Here is a 24744-nt window from a genome sequence, read left to right as displayed (position 1 = left end):
AAGCAGGAGCATGTCCGCCAACTGGGCTGATCCATGCGCTATTGTCGCAGCATGATCATCCTCGCCGGGGCGCCCCCGGCGAGGTATAAGTCGTGAAATGACGCTCGTATCGATACGAGGCAAGCACTCCATGCCGACCGGCAATGATGAAGGAAGGCGTTTCGCCGCCGGATCAGAGTCGGCACCATGAATCCTGCGACACCGATCCAATTGAAGGCCATGGCGATTTCCGAATCGTTAGTTGGCGTGTTCGTCGCCAACCGCCGGATTGCTGAGGGCTGTATTACCAGCGGTTTTCGTCAGCGCGTTCGGCAAGCAAGTGATTGTGTATTCAACCGGCGCGGTTTTGACGCCGTCCGCGTCCGTTAGCGTAGTACTCCATCGGGATACATCCGTTGTCGAAGATGTCCCAGAGCAAGAGGCCGTCCACGTCAAAGGCGAAGGCACCTCGTCCCGATATGTTTGGCTGCCGTTCGAGCAGGAATGTCCGCTAGGGCAGCTGACATTCGTGGTCTTTCTCACCACGGGGAACTGTGGGAAGCCGGCAAAATTCGCCTTCACCGCAACGGAGGGATCGCCGCGCTTGATGGTTATGCTAGGGATGCTGGTAATAGCAAATGGAGTGCACGCCTTGCCCTGCGTATGAATCCGATAGCCCTTCTCGACCCCCTTCATTGCAGCGGTACGAAATGCGGGATCCTTGAGCGCCGCCGCATCGGTTGGGTTTGAGTGAAAAGCCACTTCGACAATGACCGACGGCATCGCCGCCAAGCGTGTTTCACCCTCGCCATCGCTTGGCGTCGGCGCTGCCGGAACCGTGAAATTCGCATATGCCGGAAGTGCATGAATGGTTTCCTTCATGCCGCAAAGAATGCTGGTGGCAAGTTGTTGATCCACAGTCCGGCCGGGGTAATAGAGCACGCGCGGCCCTGTTGCAGTCGCGCTCGGCCCATTAGTGTGAATATGAATCAGCTTGCTTGCCGAAAGGTAATTGGCATACAGCGGGCGGCTACGAATATCCTCGTTCTGCTCGCGCAAATTAGAAGTGTCACTGGGAAGCGAATGCCATATCCCGGTTTGACTGGGCAGTATTTGCTGAAGGAAGTATCGCGACGCCATTTGTTGCCATTGAAATCCGCTCGGCGCATGAATTTCCGTCCCTCTAGAGCGGACATACTCAACCGGGACGAGGCTACGCCCTCGGATCAAGTCTGCCAACGCAGTCGCATATCCCTGCGTTATATAGTCCTCGGTTATACCATTGTAGGGGTCGCGCTGCGGACGCCAGTCCTTATAGCCGTAGTGATAGTAGACGCCATGCCCGGCCGCGACCACGACCAAAGAATCAGCGGCCGCGGGCGCGACGGTCGTCTTCTGCTGCAGCATCTGACGTTTTTCCTCGGGGAAAGCCTCTTCAATTGTCTTGCCCCCAAACAAGAATCTGACGCCATCTACCGGAAGGTCGCCATTCTTGTCCCTGAGGATCTCGTCAATAACGGTTCGAAGCTGGCTGATAGCAGCTTCCATCTCGGAGTCGAAATATCGCGCCCGCTTCGGGATGTACCCATCACTCAAATCAACTAGCAGCCACCTCCCTCCGTCGAGAGCACTGAAGCTCGCAGTGATCCGAATGTTATTCTCCTGACCTTCGATGCGTTTTTGCGCATTGACGGCGCTCTGAATTTCATTCCGCACTTCGGGCAAGATCTTCGCCTCGCTCACTGCGGTCAATCTTTGACCAGACTCGACCGGGGAAGCGACAGCGGGCGTGCCGATTGCAACGAACAGCGTCAGCATAGCCCCCCGCATCAGCAGCGCCGCGGACGGCTGCGTACCACGACAGACATGAGAAAATAATTTCAGAGATGACACGGCATCACTCCTTCCTGCATGTGTAGAAATTAGTCGACGACATGATTCGTTATCGACGCGTGGCTCCATGAGGCACTTCGGCCATGAGCGTATCCAGACCGGGGCCCGGATCGATCGGGGCAGCGGCATGGAATGGCGCACCGGCGCCGGGCAAGGCCGGCGCAGCCGTGGGTGAAAGCGAGCTGTGACGCGGTGCCATCATGGCGTTGCTCTCCTATGGGTGCCCAACAGTGACTCGACCCACTGGCAGCGGCGTTCGCCGTCGCTTGAGACGAAACAGGCCTCCATTGAAATGACGTATGAGAGGGCAGTATCCGGAACATCGTTCGGATCGTGCGCTCACTACTCCGTCTCATTTCGATAGGTCTGTGCCGCTACCTGCGAAACTCGGTCAGGCGATCGTGTCATTCGCCGCCCACCGGCGACACGATCAGATCGATCTGTCGCTGAGCCACGCCCCGTCGTTGCGGATCACGGATCTGCCTGACCTTGTTCTTCGCCAGCACTACAAGCTCGCGGTCGCTGGCGACGTCGTAGCTGGACAATCGCTTCATCTCCGACAGAACGAGCACGATGTTCTGGATGGTCAGGTCGTCTCCGGCCTGAGAAAGCTTGCTCTTCAATACCGGAACGACGGCCGCGCCACCGCGGGCGAAGGGTTCGGCCAGGTAGATCGCAGGCGGATGGACAGTGCGCGTTCCGCAGACGAACAGGAGGTACTGAGCCTGCGCATCGCGCTTGCCGAACTCAGATATCCGTTCGTTGAGCGAAAGCCTGAAATATGTCCTGTAAAAGGGGCGGCACTCGTCCTTGAGCGCCGCTTCCGCAACACTGCCGCACGCAGCGAGCGCCAGCAACATGAATATCGATGCTCGCCGCGCAGCCCGTTTCATTGCTCGCATCCGCAATCGCCACTGGGATTTTCGTAGCCGTTTTTAGTCAGATCTTCCTGCACCTGCCGTTGGACTGCATCCGCAGGCTTTTCGTATTTGCTGTTTTCGTACCCGCGGCGGGTAGACCAAAGATAGCTGAGCCAGGTCATCCCATCACGGTATTGTCCAACGTGGACAAGCTCATGGGCGAGCAAAGCCAAGCCTGCGGCCGTCGTAGTGCTGTACACCCCAGGCCGCATGTAGATGTCGTTTCCGCGCGTGATTGCGTCGAATCCCTCCATCAGATACGACGGGACCTGACCGTCATGCAGGTCCGCCTTGTCGAGATCGACTTTAGGGATGAATGGGCTCAACAGTCCTTTCTCGCATTCGGTCAGCGGACGCAGCCCGAGCGGATCGATGCTGCTGATCGGACTGCTTCCGACATAAGCATAGGTATTCAGCCCCCCCATCAGCCCGATCGGATCGGATTGGATGTAGCGCCCGGTATTCGAGTCGTAATAGCGGAATCCGTTATACCAAAGACCGCTCTCCTGATCGTAGTACTGTCCCGGGAATCCGAGATTCAAGCCGCCGATGGAATCCTGCACGACGCTTCGGCCGAACGCATGGTTCTCGGCGCGCCACACCGTCGCTTGCGCGCTGTTGGTGGCAACTTCTGGGCGTCCGAGGTGGTCGTTGTGCAAGTAGTAGACCTGATTGGCGCGCACCAAGGCGACCAACTCGCCTCCGAAGTAGAGATAGTCGGTCCAGACATCGCCGTTGTCCTTGTGTTCGGACAGCAGTTGGTTCTGCGCGCCGTAGGTGTATCGGTAGTAGCCGTGGCTCGGTGCAGCCTTCCATACCCGCTCGCCGTTCGGGTTCAAGCCATAGGCGTTGCTGGTTCCCGAGCGGGCGACCGAAACCAGGCGGCCGAACTCGTCGTAGGTGTAAGTATTTCCGCCTCCCGAGGTTATGTCACCAGTGGCGCTGTAGCCGAAGCTCAGCGATTGGCCACCACTGATACCAACGAGGCGGTTGCTGCCGGCGTCGACGCTGTAGCTGTCGGTGCGACTGGAGCGTCCGCTAAGAGTAGCCTGGGTCCGGTTTCCGTTACTGTCGTAGGCATACGCCCAGATATCGTTGTCGCCCGTGGATACCTGCTTGAGGCGGAACAGATCGTCGTAGAGATACGCCTGGGTAACCCCGGCGTCGATGCCGTTGGTGATCTTGGTGATGGCGTCGCTGGCGTCGCGCGCATAGGTCAGGCTCTGCAGGACGGTGCTGGCGGTGCCGGCGCTGATCCCCATGACCCGGCCGTCTTCGTCGTAGTTGTAGTGCCGGTCGATGCCGTTGCCGTACTTCCAGCTCTCGATCGCGCCGAACGCCCGGTACTTCGCATTTTGGATCACATTGCTGACCGTGCCGCCGATGCTGACGGTCATGGCGCTCAACTTCCCGTCCGCGTAGCCGTAGCCTGCGGCCACGCCGTTGGGATAGGCGATCGCGGTCATGCGTCCCAGGCCGTCGTAGGTATAGGCGGTCTTATAGTCGCTCTGGACGCCGTTGCCCACCGTGACGTCGCGCCGCGAAGCGATGTCGCCCTGCATGGTGTACGTGTAGAGCGTGCTGGCGTTCGCCGTCGAGACTGCGCACAGCCGTCCCTTGCCGTTGACGCAGGTGTCGTAGGTGATGGTCTGCGACAGGGCGCCGGCGGTGATCTTGCTGGTTCGTCCCATGCCGTCGTAGTCGTAGCTCGTCGTGCGGCCGTCGGATCGGGCGACCTGGGTCCGCTGACCGTACTCGTTGTAGCTAAGCGATGTCGTGCCCGTATCCGGACTCATCCGCTTCCACAGTTGAGCGAAGCCGTCGTATGTGTAAGTGGTCGCCTTCCCTCGCGGGTCGGTGACTTTCACTACGTTGTTGCCCGCGTCGTACTGATACTTGGTGATGCCGCCCGCCGGGTCCTTTGCTTCAACGACCCGATCCAGCGCATCGTAGGTCATGGCCGTGACCCGTCCCAACGAATCGGTGATCGACTTGAGGTTGCTGTTGGCGTCGTAGGCGTAGCGTACGTTCTGGCCGTGGTTGCCTTTGCGCGCGATGACGCGGCCCAGTTCGTCGTACTCGATGGTGGCGCGGGCGACCACTTCCGGCGGAATGACCGGAATGCGGTAGGTTCCGGACGCGGCGATCAGCAGGTTGCTTGCGCCCACAGGGGAGATGCCGTGGATATAGATTCCACGTCCGCCGTAAAGCTGCTTCATCTGCTCGGTGATCGGGATGGAGAAGCGGTAAGTTGTACCGCTTGCACTGCACGCTGTGGCGATGGCCGGTTCGCTGGGCTTGTTGGCCGTATAGCCCGCCACCTTTATACCGATCCCGCCCGGGCCGCCGACATACAAATGCACGTCGACCGGCGCGTTGCGCGTAGTCGCGCAAGCCCAACCGGTGATGACAGTTCCACCGGGAACGCCGTCGATATTTCCCTTGATCTGCGGCTGCGGCGTCACTTGCACCGCGACGTTAGGACTCGTGGCGCCGAACCACGCCTGCCCTTCATCGACCATGCGCCATTGAAAGTTGTAGGTGCCCGCCGTGCTGGGCGCGCGGACATTGAAAGTGAAGACCGCGTTCTGGCCCTCGTCCACCGCAGCGGGCAAGGCCACCCGGTTCGAACCCCACGTCGTGTTGTCGCCCGGATTCTGCGAGCCCAGTTTGTAGCCGTCGGCCGCGGTCCAGACGGCGGTCCCGGTGTTTTGCATCCGCACGGTCACCGAGTAAGACTGCCCTGCCTCCATCGTGGTTGGAACCGTCTGGCCGACAAAGCTCGCCGCACGCGCGGGTTGCGGTGGCTCACACTCCTCCGCCACCGGGCAGGACGCATAGACCGGCAAGGCGAACGCCGCCGACAAGACTGCGCCCAGCACCAGAAATGCCAGATGGCGCTTCGCGCACGCGCCCTGGCCGAACCTCGTTTCTCGGGCACGGACGCCGCTGCTTGCACTATGCATGTCGCTCTCCCCCATCTCGACCGTTCCTTGTTCGGTGCTCATAAGCCGCTCCGTGGCCTTCATGGTTGCGTCCCCTGGATCGGCTGGCTGAAGGCCCGCTGGCTGGTGACTGAGGTCTGCTGCGACATGGCGTTGTAGGTGTACGCGACTTGATTGAAGCTTCCGTCGGATTCGCTTTCGGCCTCGCTCATCAGCCGTCCGGCGATGTCGTACTGATAGGTGTGTTTGCGGCCGTCCGCTCCGGTCACCGCGGCCAATCGGCCGAAACCGTCGTACTCATAGCGGGTGACTGCAGTGGCGCTGTCGCGGTAGTTCTTGGTTTCGACCAGACGTCCTCGAGCGTCGTAGGCGTAGTCGGTCATTTCGCCGTTGGCGCCGGTCGCGCGCCCCGGCAGACCCAGACTGTTGTAGTTGCTGTACTGGATCTTCTGCCCGAGCCCGTTGGTGACTGAAATCAGATTGCCGAAGGTGTCGTATTCCTGGGTCGAGTAGTCCGCCGATCCCACCCCCTGTATCGGTCCGTCGACAGTCATCTTCGACAGCATTCCGTATGTGCACATGGTTCCGGTACAGCTGCCGTGATAGCTGTAGTTGTAGGACGTGGAACGCGATTGATTGGCCACGCCGTTGGCGGACAGATTCTTGACCTGCACCAGCGATACCCGCTCGGTGCTGCCGGCATAGGCGTACGTCGTCTCCGAGACGCCGAGCAATTTGGCGCTGATCATCCGATTCATGTTGTCCCATGCATATTCAGTCGTGCGCGCGATGGGCGTTCCATATGCCTCGACCTGCTTGAGCAACTGCCCCTTGGCGTTATAGGTGTACGCCGTGTCGTTTCCGTTGAAGTCGGAACTCAGTTGGGGATTGCCATTGGCGTCGTAGGCGATCTCGGCATACATCAGGCCGGGACAATTCGGGCTGGGGTCGCCCTTGGTCGTAAGCAAGTTCCCGTCTTTGTAGGTGTACGTGGTCTTCTTGCCGAGCAAATTGGTTTCCACGACGGTAAGCGCCCCATCGGTACCGGGCGTGTAGGCAAAGACGGCCTTTCCGGCGCCTATGTGCTCGCTGCTAGTGGCATAGCCGCCGGTGTCATAAGAGAACTTCGAGTAGCGGATTCCGTTATAGGACTTGCCCGTCAGCGCGGTCGGATCACCGGCCACTTCGTAGTGATAGGTAATGACGGTCGATGGGCTGGCTGGCTTGGTACTGCTCGCCAGCCGATGAATCCCCGTGCCGAATTGGTTGGCGGTGTAGGCGAAACCATATGAATTTCCCGCGGGATCACGAACCGCGGTCAGCTGGCCATTGGTCCAGATGAACTCCACGAAGCGCCCCGAGGTATGGGTTACGCGGCTGGGATAGGTCGCGTTCGCATAAGCGAACGTCCAGCTGATGTTCTTGAAGTCCTGGATCTTCGTGATGTAACCCGCGGAGTTGTACGTCTCCGTCTTGTTTTCCTCGGTCGTCAGGAGAAACGAGCCGTCGGCTTGCACCGCAATCCTGGCAACGGCCTCGGGCTTGTCCTCATAGAAAGCGCCGTCGCTTCGCTTGATGAACTTGAGCACCCGGCCATCGGGCCGCCAGGCAAAGATCGCAGTATTGGCGCCGATCGCGCAGTTTCCGCCGCCCGGTCGCGGGTAGCAGTTGTTCATATCGGTGGTGCCGAAGGTCAGCTTGTAGTCGAAATTGCTGACCCAGTTCTTGCCGAACAGCCCGACACCCGACCAATAGTGGTTGTAGGTTCGGGCCAGCGCCAATGGCATCTCGCCCGAGCTCGAGAAGTCGCCTTCGGGCTCTATCTTGTTGCCCGTGGAAATGATGATCGGATTGTTCTTGCACGGAAGTTTCTGGTCGGCATTCCTTCCGGCGACATTGGTGCCGCCTGACGAAGGCCCGCCGCCGCCGTCGTTGCCGCCGCCGACGGGTTCGGTGATCGGGCCGCGACCGCCCCATCCTCCGCCTATGGCCCCCGAGTCGAAGCAGCCGGCGAATACTCCGCCGATGTAGCCCGATATCATCCCCACTTCAGAACAGAAGCCCTGTACCGGGACCGAGCCCCAGTTGGACGGCGGCGAATAGGACGTCCACCCTCCGCCTGGAGGACTCGGAATGGTCGGAGTGATGGCTTTGGCGCCTACCGCACCGACGAAGACACTGGCGACGCCAAGCGCGCCAGCCAGTTTTTTTGCGCTGTATCCGACGCTCGAGACAAAGCGTCCCCCTCGCCCTTTGCGGGCGATTTCGACGTGTGACGCCATTTGCAGTGCTCCCTCTGGTTATCGACATGGTTCTTTGGAACCGTCGATGTGATCTGTCCTTGTCTATACGCGGCGACTCTACGAGTACACGCGCGCCCCTCGTGCCCATAACTCCCGCGTGAACCCGCGCGTGTCAAATCCCCGGCAAGAACGGCGAATCGAACCCACGCCACGCCCGTCGGCGATGCCCGCGGCGCCTTGGCAGGAGTGCCCACGTATTACGATGGCACCGTTGCCCCGGCACCATGGTGGTCCGAAGGTCTATTGGCACAGAAGATGAGACGTACCAGCGACGAAAATCCGGAACATCTCTCCCCGGATAGCCGAAAACGCCACGACGCAAACCGTCGCGTTGCCATGTTCGATGGCGGGTCTCGCGTCCGCTGCCACTCCTGGCACTAATTTCTCCTGCACCGTCCATCCCTATGAGCCGCCCGATGGCGCGCCTCAGGACACGCCTTACAGGCTCCAAGCACCCGGATCGATGCCAGTCTCAAAAAGCTCAGCGTGCCAGGCTGTTTGGAGAGATCCCTTAAAGAGGTGAACTGAACGCTGCCAAGGCTCGCCCACTTAGACATAAGACGTACGAACAGGGGAAAACCGGAATGCCATCTCATCCGGTGAGGACAGCGTCTGATGCATTCCCGCGGGACCGGGGTACAGTCCGGCGATCGATCGCCCGTCGCGAGATTCAGAGCGGTCCTATGAAACACGCGCCTTGTCTGTCAGCACTAGACGCCGCCTTAAGTGACACCGGCCGACCACTCGCCTGAACAGACCGCCCTAAACCGCGCTCGACGCACAAGCTTTTGGGATATCAGGGAAAATCTTTGCTCAGAACCAAGCCGAAGATGCGTGGGTCCAGGGTGAAAACGTTGGTGGTCAGACCGGAATCATCTCCGTTGATAAACGTTCCAGTAATGGGCGCCTTGTCGAAAAGGTTTTTGACGTAAAACTGCATCCTGAAACCTGATCGCAGGCTCGAAAAAGTCAGGGAGAGATTCGCATTGTCCCAGCTTCGAAGCCGATCATTGACCGCGTTGTAAACCCTCGCCCAGCTAGCGCCCTGATGGTAATAATCGCCGCGCACGGTCAAGTCCCATCCTCTGGCGATCGGCAGGGAATACTGCGCCCCTAAACTGAACGTAAAGCGCGGCGCCCCCGGCAGCTCGTTTCCGCTGAGGTCGGCGAAGAAACCCTGCCCATGATTTTGGCCAGTATCGGGGTAGGTCAACGCGTCGTAGGACACGCCGCTCCCCGGCGGGATAGGTGGAGTGTAGTAATCAGAAAGATGGCTTTTTGCGCACATGCTGTTAAACAACTGCCCGCCCATCTCAAACAGATGGGTTTCCCACCACGACATGAGCTTTTCCACTACTGCTGTCGGCACAATGCAGTTCGAGGGCATTTGAACCAATGGCTGTACGACGATCCAGTCCGGGTTTCCTTGGGTACGGTTCATGACGTCAATCGATCTTTCGCCATCAGCTAAACGCGTCCGAAGGAAACCTAAGAGGCCGTCGATGCGCAGTCGCGAGGTCGGCTGCCAGATGGCTTCGATTTCAGCGCCCAGAACGCGAGCATCGAAGTTCTCAGTGAAGGCAGAGCGGTCAACGTACTTAGAAACCTGATAGTCCCGGTATTCATAGTGAAACGCTGTCGCATTCAATTGAAGCGCTCCGTCGAGCAACGTGTTTTTCGTTCCTATCTCGAACGATACGATGTATTCCGGTTTGTACTCCGTGGCGCGCTCCGGAAGCTGCAGGAAGGCTGGATTGAAATCGGGTCCCGCAGGGTTGGTTCCGCCTGCTTTGTAACCGCGCGTAACGGATGCGTAAGCCAGAGTACTGTCCGTGAAAGCGATATCCGGCTTCCAATCGAACACAAGCCGGCCGGTGAGCTCCCCCCAGCGTTGTCTGACTTCCGGTTTCTCGGGGTAACCTTGTTGAACGTTGCCGCCGGCCTGCAACAGGGGGGCAAGTAACAATTGGCTCGGCGTCGGGGTGCTGACTTTGACGTCGTGCGTATAGCGCAGGCCCGCACTGAGCTTAAGTGTTTCGGAGATACGCCAATATCCTTCGCCAAAGGCTGACGCCGACCGGGTCCATGCCACATTGCGGCTTCTGAAATAGTTGTGTCCGTCTCCGCGAAGATGCTCAATAGGGCTGGAATCCACATAGATGCAAGTGGAATTATCGACATTGCTGTAGTCTCCGCCTGGATTTCCGGAACCACCCGGATTGCAGCGAAATCCTTCAGGTGGCAACTCGAGAGCGTTGTAGCCGAACAGCGAATACAGGGTATACAAATTATTAAAAACGAAGTAATCCTCGTCCGTCCTGACGTCGAGGTAATTCGCGCCGACGCTGTAGTTGAAGCCGTCAGCCGACGACGACTGGAGTCTGATTTCTTGCCACCATTGTCGGCTACGGGATCGCGACAGATCAGCTGACAGCATCCCTTCGGAAGGGCCAAGCTGTGGATCGGTGAATACTCCACCTGGTATCAGCGAGTAAGCCGGAACGGCTTTACCGAAGAACATCCATGGCATGGCCATGAATAGACCATCGGAGGAGTTGAATATCTGATTCGACGGAAATCGGCTGTAATCCTGCGTAGACCAATAACTGTCGCGAGACCAACCGGCCTGGGCGTGCAAGGATCGCCCTTCGCCAAGTTCGGCGTAGACGTTGAGTTGCGCCATATCGTTAACAGCCTTGAAGCGCGGATCGTATTGAGTAGCGATCGTTCTGAGGTCTTGCGACTGCTCAACTCCCTCGTATGGATTAACAAGACCGTTAACGACGCCAATCACGTTCGTATTGTAGAAGTCGTCATTCAAGCGCTTGATGCCCAACAAATGCCGACTCAAGTCGGTGGCATTTATCTGCGGCAAGCTAATACCGTTGGGTACGCCGAACGCATCTGTTCCATACAAAGAGCCGGGGCGGCAATTCTGACTGAAGCGGGCGACAGTGGATGTGGAAAACCGGCTGTATTCGTCATTCCAACTACCGATCCGTGTCGGCACCGGATCGGCGTGGCAGAGCTGTTTGCCAGTCCGGGCCCTGCGATCATTCTCATCGAACCGTTCCCAGATCAAATCCGAGCGAAACCTGTCGGTCGGCTTCCAGGCCAGAGACAAGCGCGCTCCCCATAGGTCGCGGTCGTTGACATACTGTCGCGTGACCGTGTTGTAGTCGGTGCCCTTTCGCTTGGTGTGTACGCCTGCGAGCCGCAACCACAGTTGGTCAGCGATCGGCTGATTAATCATGCCGCTCACTCGTTGCAAATCGTAACTGCCAGTTTCGCCGCGGAAATTGGCCTCGAAAATCTCGCTTGGCAGGTTCGGGATCATATCGACCACGCCGGCAGTCGCATTACGGCTATGCAGTGTCCCTTGCGGCCCTCGCAGCACCTCAATTCGATCTACATCAAAATACTCTTGCTCGTAGAAGCGGTTGTGTGCCAGCGGCATGCCATTGAAGTTGATTGCAACCCCGGAGTCCGTGGTCGCAGGCAATGCTTGCGTGCCGACACCGCGGATCTGGAAGTTATGCGTGGTGAAGTTAGTCTTGGAGAATGTTGCGTTCGGTACCCCACGCAGCAATTCCCCTCCGCCCTCTATCTTGAGCGCACCCAGGTCGTCGCCGCTGAGCACTGAAATTGCCATGGGTACGTCCCGAGCTCGTTCGATACGCTTCTGGGCGGTCACCAGTATGCCTTCCAGTTCTGTCGTCCGAATCCGCTGTTCGCGCTTGCCTGCATCGGTTTTGGTGGCGTCGAGGCCATTCTCGGCAAACCTCATCGGTACCAGAGCGATGGCGCCCGACGTATCCGTCTCCGGCTTCAGATTGGTTCCAGACAGAAGTATCGTCAGCGCTTGCTCGGGAGTGCGCACCCCGGCCACGCCCAAGGTCCGCCGGCCTCGGACATCGCTCACCCGGTATATGAGTTGCACCCCGGACTGCCGGATGTAAGCCTCCAGCCCTTCCGTCAATTCACCCGCCGGCACGTGGAAAGCGCTGGGCAAGGGGGCTTCCGCAGCTTGGGCATGCACTCCACCCGCGATAGAACAAACCCCCAGCACGACGGCACAAAACCTCAGATTCCCCATACTCCGCACCACGGCATCCATCTTGGTTCGCGAGCATTCCGCGAGTATGGAATTATCTTCGGCATAACCGAGAACGTGCGTCAATCAAAGGCCAATAAATCTCACGCAGCCGAGAGATTTCTTTGCTCCAGCCTGAGCCGTTCCGGATTCTGGTGCTTTGGCTGTCTAAAGGAAGAAGAGCAGGCGAAGGAGATCGGGTTTGCGCAAGGTGGACGAATGGTTTATGCGCGAGGTGCTGCCGCTGGAGCCGGCTTTGATGAAGCTGCTGCGGCGCAGCGGCTTCAACGAAAGCGAGCAAATCGATATGCGGCAAGATTTGTACATGCATCTGTACGAAGCGGCGCGCGATGGCCTTCCGACGCACACCAAGGCTTTCGTTTTTCGATCGCTACGCAATTTGCTGATCAATCAAGTACGGCGCGCGCAAGTCGTCTCTATTGAATCGATCGCCGATATCGATGCCTTGAACGTTTCCGCGCACAGCTTCACGCCGGAACGCGAGGCGACCGCACGCGAAGAATTGCAGCGGCTGCGCGCTGGACTTGAACGCTTGCCGCCGCGGTGCCGTGAAGTCGTGGTGCTCCGGCGCGTGGAAGGTTTGTCGCAACGAGAGACGGCCGAACGCCTCGGCGTCAAGGTCAGCACCGTGGAAAAACAGATGGCATATGGACTGAGAGCGCTCACGGATTTCATGCTCGGCGGTTCGGGCAAGATCCGCCGCGACTCGACCATAGACGACTCCGATGAGGTGGCGCTATGAACGACACGCGCGCTATCGAAGAACGGGCGGCGGCATGGCGTGTTCGCCGCGACGATCCGGATTGGAGCGAGCAGGACCAGGAGACGCTGGACGCATGGCTGGACGCGTCCGTTGCGCATCGTGTCGCCTGGCTGCGCATGGAGTATGGATGGCAACGGATCGATCGACTCTCGGCGCTGCGTTCGCCGCGTCCAAGGGACGCATCGGGCACGGTGCTTCGCAGACTGCGCAGTTGGCCGGGAATGGCCGCGATTTTAGCCGTGCTTGTCACCGGATTATTGACGTTGCTTTATACCGTCGAAAGTACTCAGCGATATGCCACCGAGGTGGGTGGACACCAGGTCGTGACGCTGAGCGACGGCTCGCGGCTGGAGCTCAATACGGCTACTGAGTTGCGGGTGAAGATCGGCGCGCGGACACGCGAGGTCTGGCTGGATCGCGGCGAAGCGTACTTTGAGATATTCCACGATAAGACGCGCCCGTTCGCAGTACATGCCGGTGAGCAACGCGTCGTAGTGCTAGGGACTCGATTTTCCGTGCATCGCGAGCCAGATCGACTCAGGGTCGCCGTGACCGAGGGGCGCGTTCGAGTAGAAGCGCCGACTCCTGGCGGACAGGTGACCGCGGTCGCCACCAGGGACGAGGTAGTCGTCGCACCCATCGATGGCCCTCCGACCGTGGTCTCGTCTTCCACCCAGGTGCTCAATGCACTGGCTTGGCGTAGTGGCCGGCTGACATTCGAGAACGCCACGCTGGCGGAAGCAGCCGCCGAGTTCAACCGCTATAACCGAAAACGCCTGTCCGCCAACGGCTCCGGTACCGGCGAAATCCGGATCAGCGGCAGCTTCGATGCGACCAATCCTGACGCCTTTATCCGCCTGCTCGGACGGGCGTATGGGCTGAAAACTCAAGACCGGGGTACGCACGTCGATATTTCCGAACACGGCGAAACCCAGTGAACCCATGGGCTCGCGACAAGTCGGCGAAACAGCGAATCAGTAACTCGTAAAGCAATTGGCGGAGAGAGTGGGATTCGAACCCACGGAAGGTTTGACCCTTCGGCGGTTTTCAAGACCGCTGCCTTAAACCACTCGGCCATCTCTCCGTAGAACGCTTTGCCGCTTGCGGGCGCGCCATCGCGGCGGCGCCCTGCGCCCGGCCTTGCACCGGGCGCGGGACATTCTCTCACGCCGGGGCGGAAATCTTCACCGGCTTGTCGTGCTTCTTGCCTTCGCGGTGGGCGACGCTGTCCGGGCACGGCTGGCCCTTGATGTCGCTGCACTGCAGACGCGCGGATTCGACCAGGGACGGCGCCTTTTCGGCCAGGAAGTCGATGAACACCCGCACCGCCGGCAGCAGGCCGCGGCGCGAGGCGAACACAGCGTGGAAGATGCCCTGCGGCAGACGCCAGTTCGGCAGCACCACTTCCAGCTCGCCCCGGCGCACGGCTTCGGCGCAGACGGTTTCCGGCAGCAGGGTGATGCCCACGCCCTGCTCGGCCAGCGCCATCAGCATCGGGAAGTCGAAGCCCATCACGCGCGGCTTGAGTTCGACCTTGCGCACTTCGCCGTCGGGACCGTGCAATTCCCAGCGCTGGCGGGCGTCGTCTTCGCTGATGCTCAGGGTGACGTGATCGGCCAGTTCGTCCGGATTGGTCGGGCGGCCCATGCGGGTCAGGTATTTGGGGCTGGCGACCAGCAATTCCTGGATCTGGCCGAAGCTGCGCATGACCAGGCTGCCGTCGTCGTCGAGCTTGGAGCGCACGCGCAGGGCGACGTCGATGCCTTCGTTGATGATGTCCACGCGCCGGTTGCTGACGTGCAACTGCACGCGAACCTGCGGGTATTTGGCCAGGAATTCGGGCAGCAGCTTGGGAATCTGCTGCTGCGCCAGACCGACCGGGACGCTGACCCGGATCACGCCGCGCGGCTCGGCGCTGAGCCGATCGACCACTTCGCGCGCGGCCTGCGCCTCGGCCAGCATCGATTGGGCGTGGCGATACACGCTGTTGCCGACTTCGGTCACGGCGAAGCGGCGGGTGGAACGCTGCAGCAGGCGCACGCCCAGATCGGTTTCCAACTGGCTGATGCGGCGGCTCAGGCGCGACTTGGGAATGCCCAGCGCGCGCTCGGCGGCGGCGAAACCGGCGTGGTCCACGACCATCGCGAAGTAGTAGAGGTCATTGAGATCGTGCATGACGATAGTTCCAAAAGTAGAACAGTTGGTGGTATTGAACCAGCTTTATCCTATTACCGCAACGATCCAGACTTTGCTCCAACGCGGCACCGCCCGCCTTCCAGCCTACCGAGGCCCACCATGAAGCTGCTGCACATCGATTCCAGCGCCTTGGGCGCAAATTCCGTGACCCGTGAGCTGTCCGCAGCCGTAGCGGCGCGCTGGCAGGACGAGGTGGCGGGGCTGCGCATCGACTACCGCGATCTGGACGCCGACCCGGTTCCGCATCTTACCGGTCGTTCCCTGGCAAAGGTCGATCCGGCCGAAACCGAGGAATCAGAGCGCATCCTGCAACAATTCCTGGACGCCGACGTGATTGTATTGGGCGCGCCGATGTACAACTTCGGCATTCCTTCCACGCTCAAGGCCTGGATCGACCGGGTCGCGGTGGCTGGCAAGACCTTCCGCTACACCGCCGACGGCCCCGAGGGTCTGGCCAAGGGCAAGAAAGCGATCATCGTCAGCGGCCGCGGCGGTTTGCACACCGGCCAGCCCAGCGATTTTCAGGAGACCTACCTGCGTCACGTCCTTGGTTTCATCGGCGTGACCGATGTCGAGTTCGTGCGTGCCGAGGGTGTGTCTTACTCGCCTCAGCATCGTGCCGACGCGCTCGCTGCGGCGCACGCTTCCATCCCGCTGCCGCAACGCAAGGCGGCATGAGGCTTCATCCGTGTCTGTCCCGCAACACCCGTACACCGTGTAGCTCCCAAGTCCGGCGTTCCCTCCCCCACGCCGGCATTCGCCGGGTCTTAGCAGGCCCGGCTTTTTTATTTTCATGGCGATCGCTGCTGCACTTGAAGAAGGCTGCCCAAGGCACGCGATTCGAGTAATGTAGGCCCCTGCGCGGCTTTCGGCCCGCGGGCGCGATCGCCGGTGAGCGGCGACATTCGACTCCAAAGCGCGCCCATGACCTCCACCTTTCTTTTTCCGGTTGCCTTGCAACCCATCGCATCGCGCCTGTTCGGCGAACTGGTCCACTGCGGCCCGATGCGCGTTACCTGCTGCGCCACGCTTTCCGTGAACGGCGAACTCCTTTCCTTGCCCGGCCGCCTGTATTGCCCCATCGATCTGCTGCAAAGGGTCGTGGATCGCGAGACCGGCGATGCGCGAATCCTCGCGATGTGCCTGGGCACCCGGCATTGGGACGGCCACGTTCGCGAGGCCTATCTACGGCGGATCGTCGATCTGGATCGCGATTGGGTGGTGCCGTTCGTGGTGCAGCTATTGGGCGAGTACGTCGTCGAGATCGCGCAAGTGATCAAAGAAGCGTTGGCGCGCGTCGATCAGTCCCGCTACGCGGCGTTCGCGCGCGCGAATCCGCAGTTCATGGAACTCACCCGCCAGCGCACTCTGAGCTACTGGGACTGCTACTACCGTTGGGTCTACAAGTATTTGCGGGACTACCCCGCCCGGGCCGCGCTCGACGCGATCGAGCGCATGGTCTGACCCGCGCGCGGGACGCAGTAATGAGCGACATGCCGGGGCCGAAACCCCGGCATGTCGCGAGTACTCGTCGCTTACGCCAGCGTCTCGACCCCGCCCATATAACGCCGCAGCGCCTCGGGCACGGTGATCGAACCGTCGGCGTTCTGGTAGTTCTCCATCACCGCGATCATCGCCCGGCCGATCGCCACGCCGGAGCCGTTGAGCGTATGCACCGGCTCGGGCTTGCCGGTGGCCGGGTTGCGCCAGCGCGCCTGCATGCGGCGGGCCTGGAAGGCCTCGCAGTTGGAGCACGAGGAAATCTCGCGATAGCTGTTCTGGCTGGGCAGCCACACTTCCAGGTCGTAGGTCTTGGTCGCGGCGAAGCCCATGTCGCCGGTGCACAGCAGCATGCGCCGGTACGGCAGGCCGAGGGATTCCAGCACCACTTCGGCGCAGCGGGTCATGCGCTCGTGCTCGGCGTAGCTGTCTTCCGGACGCGCGATGGTCACCAGCTCGACCTTCTCGAACTGATGCTGGCGGATCATGCCGCGGGTATCGCGGCCGGCGCTGCCGGCCTCGGCGCGGAAACACATCGAATGCGCGGTCATGCGCAGCGGCAACACGGCGTCTTCGACGATCTCGTCGCGCACGATATTGGTCAGCGGCACTTCCGAGGTCGGGATCAGATAGCGCTTGCTGGCCGATTCGCCCTCGCCGACCAGGGTCGCGAACAGATCGTCCTCGAACTTGGGCAACTGGCCGGTGCCGCGCATGGAATCGGGATTGACCAGCAGCGGGACGTTGGTTTCTTCGTACTCGTGCTGTTCGACGTGCAGGTCCAGCATGAACTGGGCCAGCGCGCGATGCAGGCGCGCCAGCTGGCCGCGCAGCACGGTGAAGCGCGCGCCCGACAGCTTGGCCGCGGTTTCGGCGTCGAGCCAGCCGTGGCGGGCGCCGAGTTCGACATGGTCCTTGACCTGGAAATCGAATTCGCGCGGCGTGCCCCAGCGGTGTTGTTCGACGTTGGCGGTTTCGTCCGCGCCCAGCGGCACCGAATCGTGCGGCAGGTTGGGAATGCCCAGGGCGATGGCTTCGATCTCGGCCTTGATCGCATCCAGGCGCGTCTCGCCGAGCTTCTGCTCGTCGCCCATGCTCGACACCTGCGCCATCAGGTCGGCGATGTCTTCGCCCTTGCTCTTGCGCTTGCCGATCTCGCCGGAGAGCTTGTTGCGCGAAGCCTGCAGCTCCTGGGTGCGCACCTGCACCATCTTGCGCTCGCTTTCCAGCGACACCAGCGTCGCCGGATCCAGGGCGTAACCGCGGGTGGCGTGCAGGCGGGCGGCGAGTTCGCCGGGCTGTTGGCGCAACAGGTTCGGATCGAGCATGACTTAGCCGGATGTGGCGGGGAGAACCGCAGATTATCGCGTCAAAGCGGCTTTTTCGCGAACCGCGCGTGGTCCGCGGCGGTTGCGGCCGACAGCGCGCGGCATTTCGTTGCAGAATGCACGGCGCCTCGAAATCGCCGTGATCCCTCCGAACCGCGAGTCCTCCTGCCCTATGTCCACGCCCTCCCCCGCGCCGCGCCGTTCCTTCAACTTCGCTTCCTGGCTGCCCTCGGGCAAGGCCTGGTGGTGGGTGCTGGGGGCGTTCGCGATCGGGCTGGCGCTGTTCGCCTGGGTCTGGTCGAGCAACCGCAACCGCAGCGACGGCTTCTACCGTGCCGGCGAGGAAGCGCCGCCGACCAGCGAACAACCCTTCTATGCGCCGCTGCCGGCGCCCGCCGCGGCCGACGGCAGCGCCCCGGCCGCGTCGCAACCGGCGCCGGACGCGACGCCGCAAGAGGCTCCGGACGAGCAGCCGCGCTTGGTCGAGAACCCGAATCCTCCCGCGCCGCCGCAGTCCGCGCCGAGCGCGCAGCCCTCGCCGGCGCCGGCCGCCGGCGGCGCGCATGTGCCGGCCGCGCCGCTGCCGGGCAACCGCGCGCCGCAGTACCCGGCCGCGTCGCTGCGCCGCGGCGAAGGCGGCACGGTGCGGGTGCGGGTCGAGGTGACCGAGCAAGGCGATACCGGAGCGGTCGATGTCGCCGAAACCAGCGGCTCGCGGATGCTCGACCGCGCCGCGGTCAATGCGGTGCGCAGCTGGCGTTTCCGTCCTGCCATGCGCGGGGGGCGGCCGGCGGCCGATGTGGTGATGGTGCCGATTACGTTTAATCCAACCCAGTAAGCGTTCAACGCGCTATTACCGAAGCCGAGAACCCCCGACTTCCAGCTTCTAAATGCCGCTCACGCCCCAATCCGCGCTTGAATCGCCCCTGAACCAAATCCACACCTCGTTCACCCGCGAGTAACGCCGCCGCTTAGAAGCTCGGCCTCCGCGATCCCATCCCCCGGGGATCGTTCGCAAGGAGGTCGGCATGAGCACCCCGTCACAAACCATCGATCCCAACCGGCCTGAGCACGAAGTGCCGGCTCCGGAAGCCGTCGCGGTCGAAGCCGCGCCCAGCCGCAACGGCCTGTGGCTGCTGATGTTGCTGCTCGCGGCCACCTTCATGGGCTGGTATTTCTACGGCAAGCGCCCGGCCGTCGCGCCGCCGGCGCCGATCCATCCGGTGGTGACTCTGCCGCCGGTGGAACGCACTCCGGCCGATGGCGCCGTCGACGCCGCCACCGCTACCGCATCCAAGCAGGCCGCCGTGGCCAAGGCCAAGGCGGCCGCGCAGCGCAAGGCGCTCGCGGCGAAACCGCGCGCCACCGATGCGCGACCGATCGCCAGCCGCAGCCCGGAACCGCGTTACCCGGTGACCGCGCTGCGTCGCGGCGAAGGCGGCACCGTGGTGCTGCGGGTCAATGTCGGCGCCGACGGCGTTCCGGACGACATCGCGGTCGCCCGCCGCAGCGGTTCGCGCGATCTCGATCGCGCGGCGATGCTGGCCATGCGCGATTGGCGCTTCAAGCCGGCGACTCGCAATGGGCGCGAGGTTGCTTCGGTGGTGGAGCAGCCGGTGGAGTTTCGTCCGGCGCAGTGAAGGGTCGAGCAGTGGGCCGGGATATGCGGCATTGCGATCTGAGAGAAGAGCGTCGGGGCTGAAGCCCCTCCCACAAAAAAACGGCAGCCTTCGGGCTGCCGTATTTTTTCGTGGTGTTTTACCTGCGTCTCTACGAGGCCGTCATTCCCGCGAACGCGGGAATCCAGGGCCTTTCGTGCGAGAGCGCTTGAAGTCGCTGGATTCCCGCGTTCGCGGGAATGACGGTGGGGGGGAGACCCGCTGGCCTCCCTAGCAGCCGCCTTACTCAGCCGCCCTGACCCGCATCCCCGCCTGCGCCGCCAACGCCTCGAACCCCGGAAACGAAGTCGCCACATTGGCCACATCGCCGATCCGCACCTCGCCCGACGCCCGTTGCGCGGCGATGGAGAAACTCATGGCGATGCGATGGTCGCCATGGCTGTCCACTTCGCCGCCGTGCAACGCGCCGCCGTCGATGATCGCGCCGTCGGGCGTTTCTTCGATGCGCGCGCCCAGCGCGCGCAGGCCGGTGGCCATGGTCGCGATGCGGTCGGATTCCTTCACCCGCAACTCGGCCGCGCCGCGGATCACGCTGCGGCCTTGCGCGAGCGAGGCGGCGACGAACAAGGCCGGGAATTCGTCGATCATGTCCGGCACCAGCGCTTCGGGCACTTCGATGCCGTGCAGCGGCGCATGGCGCACGCGCAGGTCCGCGACCGGTTCGCCGCCCTCTGCGCGCGGGTTTTCTTCGACGATGTTCGCGCCCATCAGCCGTAGCGCCGCCAGCAGGCCGGTGCGGCGCGGGTTCATGCCGACCGCTTCGAGCAGCAGTTCCGAGCCGGGCACCACGCTCGCCGCGACCAGGAAGAACGCCGCCGAGGAGAAATCCGCCGGCACCGCGACATCGGTCGCGCGCAGCGTGTGGCCGCCGCTCAGTCTGGCGTAGCCGGGCGAGAAGTCGATCGGCCAGCCGAACGCGGCCAGCATGCGCTCGGTGTAGTCGCGGGTCGGATGCGGTTCGTGCACGACGGTCTCGCCGCGCGCGTACAGGCCGGCCAGCAGCAGCGCCGACTTCACCTGCGCGCTGGCGACCGGCAAGGTGTATTCGATCCCGGTCAGCGCGCGGCCGCCGTGGATGCGCAGCGGCGGCAGGCCGCCTTCGTCGGTGTCGATGCGCGCGCCCATCGCCGCCAGCGGCTCGGTCACGCGGCGCATCGGCCGCTTCGACAACGAGGCATCGCCGATCAGCACGCTGTCGAAGGCTTGTCCGGCCAGCGCGCCGGCGAGCAGGCGCATGCCGGTGCCGGCGTTGCCGCAGTCCAGCGGCGCGTCGATGCCGCGCAGGCCGTGCAGGCCCACGCCGTGGACGATGCGTTCGCTCGCGCTCGGCGTTTCGATGCGCACGCCCAGGCGCTCGAACACGCGCGCGGTGGCGCGGGTGTCCTCGCCTTCCAGAAATCCGGTGACGCGGGTGACGCCTTGCGCCAATGCGCCGAGCATGACCGCGCGATGCGACACCGACTTGTCGCCGGGCACGCGCAGAGAGCCGCGCAACGGCATGCCCGCGCTGGCGATCCAGGCCTGCGCGGCGCCGTGATCGGCGCTGGCCGCGCTCATGCCAGCACCTCGTCGAGCGCGGCGAGCAGGCGACGATTTTCGTCGGGCGAGCCGACGCTGATGCGGATGCAATCGGCCAGGCCGTAGCCGCCCATCGGCCGCAGGATCACCCCGCGTTCGACCAGGGCCGCTTCGATCTGCGGCGTGCGCGCGCCGAATTCGACCAGCACGAAATTGGTTTGCGACGGAAACACGCGCAGGCCGCGCTTGCCCAGCGCCTCACTCAGGGCCGAACGCTGCTCGGCGTTGCGCGCGCAGGCCCACTGCAGATGATCGACATCGCCCAGCGCCGCTTCGCACGCGGCCAGCGCCGGGCCGTTGACGTTGAAGCTTTCGCGCAGGCGGTCCATCACCGCGATCAGCCCCGGCTGCGCCAGCAGATAGCCCACGCGCAGGCCGGCCAGACCGTAGGCCTTGCTGAAGGTGCGGGTGATGGCGAGGTTGGGATAACGATCGAGCAAGGACAAAGCGCTGGCGTAATCGGGCGCGTCGGCCATTTCGGCGTAAGCCTCGTCCATCACCACGATGACCTCGCTCGGCACGCGGTCGAGGAAGGCGATCAGCGCGTCGCGGCCGAACCAGGTGCCGGTCGGGTTGTTCGGATTGGCGATGTAGACCAGACGCGTGGCCGGACCGACCGCCGCGGCGATCGCGTCCAGATCGTGGCCGTTGGGCATCGCCGCATCGCGCGGCAAAGCCTCGACGATGCGCATCTGCGCGCCGGCGGCTTGAGTCGACAGCGCGAACACGGCGAAGCCGTAACGCGAGAACACGACCTCATCGCCCGGACCTGCGAACACTTGCCCGAGTTGCATCAGCAATTCGTGCGAACCGTTGCCGAGCTGGATCTGCTTGACGTCCACGCCGTGCCGGGCGGCGAGTGCGCGCTTGAGATCGGCGCCGAGAGGATCGGGATAGCGATGCAGCGCGTGCAGGCTGTCCAGAATCGCCTGGCGCGCGGCCGGCGACGGGCCGTACGGATTTTCGTTGGAGCCCAGTTCGGCGAGGTTGGCTTCGCCGAACTTGCGCCGCAGCGCGACCAGGTCGTGGCCCGGGTCGTAGGCCTTCAGGCGTTGCACGCCCGGCTGCGCGTGCGCGGCGAACCAGGCCTCGTCGAAGGCCGGCGCCTGCGCGGATTGCGATGCCGCCTGACTCATGCGATCGCCACCGGGTAGGAACCGAGCACCTTCACTTCGTGCGCGAGTTCGTCCAGTTCCTCCAGCGCTTCGCGCATCGCCGGCTCCTGCACATGGCCGCCGATATCGACGAAGAACGCGTACTGCCAGCGACCGGTATGGCCCGGACGCGACTCGATGCGGTTCATGCTCAGCCCGCGCTTGGCGAACGGCGAGAGCACGTTGTACAGCGCGCCCGGCTCGTCCTTGATGAAGATCAACAGCGAGGTGCGGTCGTTGCCGGACGGCGTGAACAGCTCGCGGCCGATGACGAGGAAGCGCGTGGTGTTGTCGGGGCGGTCTTCGATGGGACCGGCGACGTTGCGCAAGCCGTAGACGTTGCCGGCGCTGGCGCCGGCGATCGCCGCCGCGTCGTCGGCGTTGCGCGCGCGGCGCGCGGCCTCGGCGTTGCTCGACACCGCGATCTTCTCCGCCTTGGGCAGGTACTGACGCAGCCAGGCCTTGCACTGGGCGAAGGACTGCGGATGCGAGTAGACGCGCTCGATATCCTCGATGCGGCCGCTGCGCGAAAGCAGATGCTGGTGCACGCGCAATTCGACTTCGCCGCTGATCTTGAGCTTGGACGTCAGGAACATGTCGAGCGTGGACTGGATGGTGCCCTGGGTGGAGTTCTCCACCGGCACCACGCCGAAATCGGCGCTGCCGGCTTCGACTTCCTGGAACACTTCCTCGATGCTAGCCAGCGGCAGTCCGTGGATCGAATGGCCGAAGTGCTTGTACACCGCCTGCTGCGAATGCGTGCCTTCCGGGCCGAGGAAGCCGATCTTCAGCGGCTCCTGCTGGGCCAGGCAGGCCGACATGATTTCGCGAAACAGCCGCACCAGCACTTCGTCGTTGAGCGGGCCGTCGTTGCGGTCGACCACCCGGCGCAGCACCTGGGCTTCGCGTTCGGGGCGGTAGTAATCCACCGCCGCGGCGAGCTTGCCCTTGGCCTTGCCGACTTGATTGGCGAACTGCGCGCGCTCGCCGATCAATTGCTGGATGTGCAGGTCGATGCCGTCGATGCGCTCGCGTAGCGTGGCCAGATCGGGAATGGCCGCGGCGGGCGCGGCCTCTTCGACCGCAGCCGGCTTGGCTTTGCCCGCGGGTTTCTTTTCCGCGACGCCCTTGGCGGCGGCGGATTTCGGCTTGCCGGGCTTGGCCGGCTTCTTGCTGTCTTTGCTGGCCATCTCAACCGTGCCGTTGCTGGAAGTCTTGCATGAAGGAAGCCAACGCCTGCACGCCCTTCTCGGGCATCGCGTTGTAGATAGAAGCGCGCATGCCGCCGAGGGCGCGATGGCCCTTGAGCGAGATCAGCCCGGCCGCTTCGGCTTCCTTGAGGAAGGGCTTGTCCAGCGCTTCGTCCTTGAGGAAGAACGGCACGTTCATGCGCGAGCGCACCGCCGGCAGCACTTCGTTGCGATAGAAGCCGCCGGAGTTGTCGATCACGCCGTACAGCAGCGCCGACTTGCGCGCGTTGCGCTGGGCGAACTCGGTCACGCCGCCTTCGGCCAGCATCCACTTGAACACCAGTCCGGCCAGATACCAGTTATAGGTCGGCGGGGTGTTGAGCATCGACTCGCCCTTGACGTGAGCGCGGTAGTCGAAGATTTCCGCGCGCGGCTGGCCGGCGCGTTCGAGCAGTTCGCGCTTGACGATGACCACGCTGACGCCGACCGGGCCGAGGTTCTTCTGCGCGCCAGCGTAGATCACGCCGAACTTGGACACGTCCAGCGGCTCGGACACGATCGAGGAGCTGAAATCGGCGACCAAAGGAACCTCGCCGACCTCGGGAATATCGCGAAACTCCACGCCATGGATGGTTTCGTTCGCAGTGTAGTGAACATAGGCCGCGTCCTTGGACAGCGTCCAGGTGTCGCGCGCCGGAATTTCGCGGAAGCCGCTGGCCTCGCCGTTGGCGGCGACATTCGCGTTGACGTAAGGCTTGACCTGCTTCAATGCGGTCTTGCCCCAGTGGCCGGTGACCACGTAGTCCACGGTCTGGCCGGGGTTAGCGAAGTTCAGCGCGATCAACGCCTGCTGCGCGGTCGCGCCGCCCTGCAGGAACATCACCGCGTAATCGTCCGGGATCGACATCAGCGTGCGCAGGTCGCGCTCGGCCTCGGCGGCGACCTGGATGAACTCCGGTCCGCGATGGCTGAGTTCCACGATCGAGGCCCCGGCGTTGTTCCACTCCAGCAGTTCCGACTGCGCCTGCAGCAAGACCGATTCGGGCAGGGTCGCGGGACCGGCACTAAAGTTGAAAGCGCGGGACATCGGTGGCTCCGTGGTTGGGGTGGGCCCCGCAGTATGCCGCAGTGCAGCACCGTGTGTACTTGTCGTTACTCGCGCAACTTTTACCCCGCAAGCCGCCTCTATAGGGGTACCCGGT

Annotated in this window: 17 protein-coding genes and 1 tRNA gene; 6 read left to right on the top strand and 12 right to left on the bottom strand. The window is 62.7% G+C overall.

All coding sequences use genetic code 11. From position 1 onward, the window contains the following. Nucleotides 1-237: 237 nt before the first annotated feature. From AB4Y92_RS08015 to AB4Y92_RS07995, 5 genes are all read right to left on the bottom strand, one after another. A complete protein-coding gene (locus AB4Y92_RS08015; protein ID WP_441819139.1) occupies nt 238-1872 on the bottom strand; it encodes an N-acetylmuramoyl-L-alanine amidase family protein in 1635 nt (544 codons plus the stop codon). A 404-nt stretch (nt 1873-2276) separates the two neighbouring features. Continuing rightward, nucleotides 2277-2732, bottom strand: coding sequence for a hypothetical protein (locus AB4Y92_RS08010; protein WP_441819138.1), 456 nt, complete (start codon nt 2730-2732; stop codon nt 2277-2279). Between the two features lie 29 nt (nt 2733-2761). After that, complete coding sequence (locus tag AB4Y92_RS08005) at nt 2762-5800, bottom strand: RHS repeat-associated core domain-containing protein (protein ID WP_441819137.1); 3039 nt, start codon at nt 5798-5800, stop codon at nt 2762-2764. Between the two features lie 17 nt (nt 5801-5817). After that, complete coding sequence (locus tag AB4Y92_RS08000; RefSeq protein ID WP_441819136.1) at nt 5818-8019, bottom strand: DUF6531 domain-containing protein; 2202 nt, start codon at nt 8017-8019, stop codon at nt 5818-5820. Between the two features lie 817 nt (nt 8020-8836). Beyond that, a complete protein-coding gene (locus tag AB4Y92_RS07995; RefSeq protein WP_441819135.1) occupies nt 8837-12157 on the bottom strand; it encodes a TonB-dependent receptor domain-containing protein in 3321 nt (1106 codons plus the stop codon). Nucleotides 12158-12344: 187 nt separating this feature from the next. On the opposite strand from AB4Y92_RS07995, the gene AB4Y92_RS07990 reads away from it, so the two are divergent. Together AB4Y92_RS07990 and AB4Y92_RS07985 are read left to right on the top strand one after the other, a co-directional pair. Then, nucleotides 12345-12896, top strand: a complete 552-nt coding sequence (locus tag AB4Y92_RS07990; protein WP_441819317.1) for an RNA polymerase sigma factor — start codon at nt 12345-12347, stop codon at nt 12894-12896. Then, nucleotides 12893-13855, top strand: coding sequence for a FecR family protein (locus tag AB4Y92_RS07985; RefSeq protein ID WP_441819134.1), 963 nt, complete (start codon nt 12893-12895; stop codon nt 13853-13855). The genes AB4Y92_RS07990 and AB4Y92_RS07985 overlap by 4 nt, the downstream gene beginning before the upstream one ends. A 56-nt stretch (nt 13856-13911) precedes the next feature. Here AB4Y92_RS07985 and AB4Y92_RS07980 read toward each other — a convergent pair. Both AB4Y92_RS07980 and AB4Y92_RS07975 read right to left on the bottom strand, forming a co-directional pair. Continuing rightward, nucleotides 13912-14001 (bottom strand) — tRNA-Ser (locus AB4Y92_RS07980). An 80-nt stretch (nt 14002-14081) separates the two neighbouring features. Beyond that, on the bottom strand, nt 14082-15092 hold the full coding sequence (locus AB4Y92_RS07975; RefSeq protein ID WP_441819133.1) for a LysR family transcriptional regulator: 1011 nt from the start codon (nt 15090-15092) through the stop codon (nt 14082-14084). A gap of 120 nt (nt 15093-15212) precedes the next feature. Between AB4Y92_RS07975 and AB4Y92_RS07970 the strand changes: the two genes are divergently transcribed. Both AB4Y92_RS07970 and AB4Y92_RS07965 read left to right on the top strand, forming a co-directional pair. Continuing rightward, nucleotides 15213-15791 (top strand): FMN-dependent NADH-azoreductase, encoded by a 579-nt coding sequence (locus tag AB4Y92_RS07970; RefSeq protein WP_386816762.1) that lies wholly within the window; start codon nt 15213-15215, stop codon nt 15789-15791. Nucleotides 15792-16037: 246 nt separating this feature from the next. Continuing rightward, nucleotides 16038-16577 (top strand): hypothetical protein, encoded by a 540-nt coding sequence (locus AB4Y92_RS07965; RefSeq protein ID WP_441819132.1) that lies wholly within the window; start codon nt 16038-16040, stop codon nt 16575-16577. A 71-nt stretch (nt 16578-16648) separates the two neighbouring features. Here the strand turns inward: AB4Y92_RS07965 and serS are convergent, their stop codons facing one another. After that, nucleotides 16649-17941, bottom strand: coding sequence for a serine--tRNA ligase (gene serS / locus AB4Y92_RS07960; RefSeq protein WP_441819131.1), 1293 nt, complete (start codon nt 17939-17941; stop codon nt 16649-16651). Between the two features lie 172 nt (nt 17942-18113). Here serS and AB4Y92_RS07955 point away from each other — a divergent pair, with 172 nt between their 5' ends. Together AB4Y92_RS07955 and AB4Y92_RS07950 are read left to right on the top strand one after the other, a co-directional pair. Next, nucleotides 18114-18779, top strand: a complete 666-nt coding sequence (locus tag AB4Y92_RS07955; protein WP_441819130.1) for an energy transducer TonB — start codon at nt 18114-18116, stop codon at nt 18777-18779. 190 nt (nt 18780-18969) lie between these two features. Beyond that, nucleotides 18970-19581 carry an energy transducer TonB gene (locus AB4Y92_RS07950; protein ID WP_441819129.1) on the top strand — a complete coding sequence of 204 codons (612 nt, stop codon included), beginning with the start codon at nt 18970-18972 and terminating at the stop codon, nt 19579-19581. A gap of 261 nt (nt 19582-19842) precedes the next feature. On the opposite strand, the gene aroA is transcribed toward AB4Y92_RS07950, so the two are convergent. The 4 genes from aroA to serC are packed head-to-tail and all read right to left on the bottom strand — an operon-like array spanning nt 19843 to nt 24629. After that, nucleotides 19843-21177, bottom strand: coding sequence for a 3-phosphoshikimate 1-carboxyvinyltransferase (gene aroA, locus AB4Y92_RS07945; protein ID WP_441819128.1), 1335 nt, complete (start codon nt 21175-21177; stop codon nt 19843-19845). Next, the gene (gene hisC, locus AB4Y92_RS07940; protein ID WP_441819127.1) at nt 21174-22334 is read right to left on the bottom strand and encodes a histidinol-phosphate transaminase; all 1161 of its coding nucleotides are present in this window, start codon (nt 22332-22334) and stop codon (nt 21174-21176) included. Before hisC ends, aroA begins: the two co-directional genes overlap by 4 nt. Continuing rightward, nucleotides 22331-23542 (bottom strand): prephenate dehydratase, encoded by a 1212-nt coding sequence (gene pheA / locus AB4Y92_RS07935; protein ID WP_441819126.1) that lies wholly within the window; start codon nt 23540-23542, stop codon nt 22331-22333. Before pheA ends, hisC begins: the two co-directional genes overlap by 4 nt. A gap of 1 nt (nt 23543) precedes the next feature. After that, the gene (serC, locus tag AB4Y92_RS07930; RefSeq protein ID WP_441819125.1) at nt 23544-24629 is read right to left on the bottom strand and encodes a 3-phosphoserine/phosphohydroxythreonine transaminase; all 1086 of its coding nucleotides are present in this window, start codon (nt 24627-24629) and stop codon (nt 23544-23546) included. Nucleotides 24630-24744 lie beyond the last annotated feature (115 nt).

The sequence above is a fragment of the Lysobacter sp. TAB13 genome, from assembly GCF_052113885.1.
Lineage (GTDB): Bacteria > Pseudomonadota > Gammaproteobacteria > Xanthomonadales > Xanthomonadaceae > Lysobacter > Lysobacter gummosus.
This window is presented reverse-complemented; position numbering and strand designations above follow the sequence as displayed.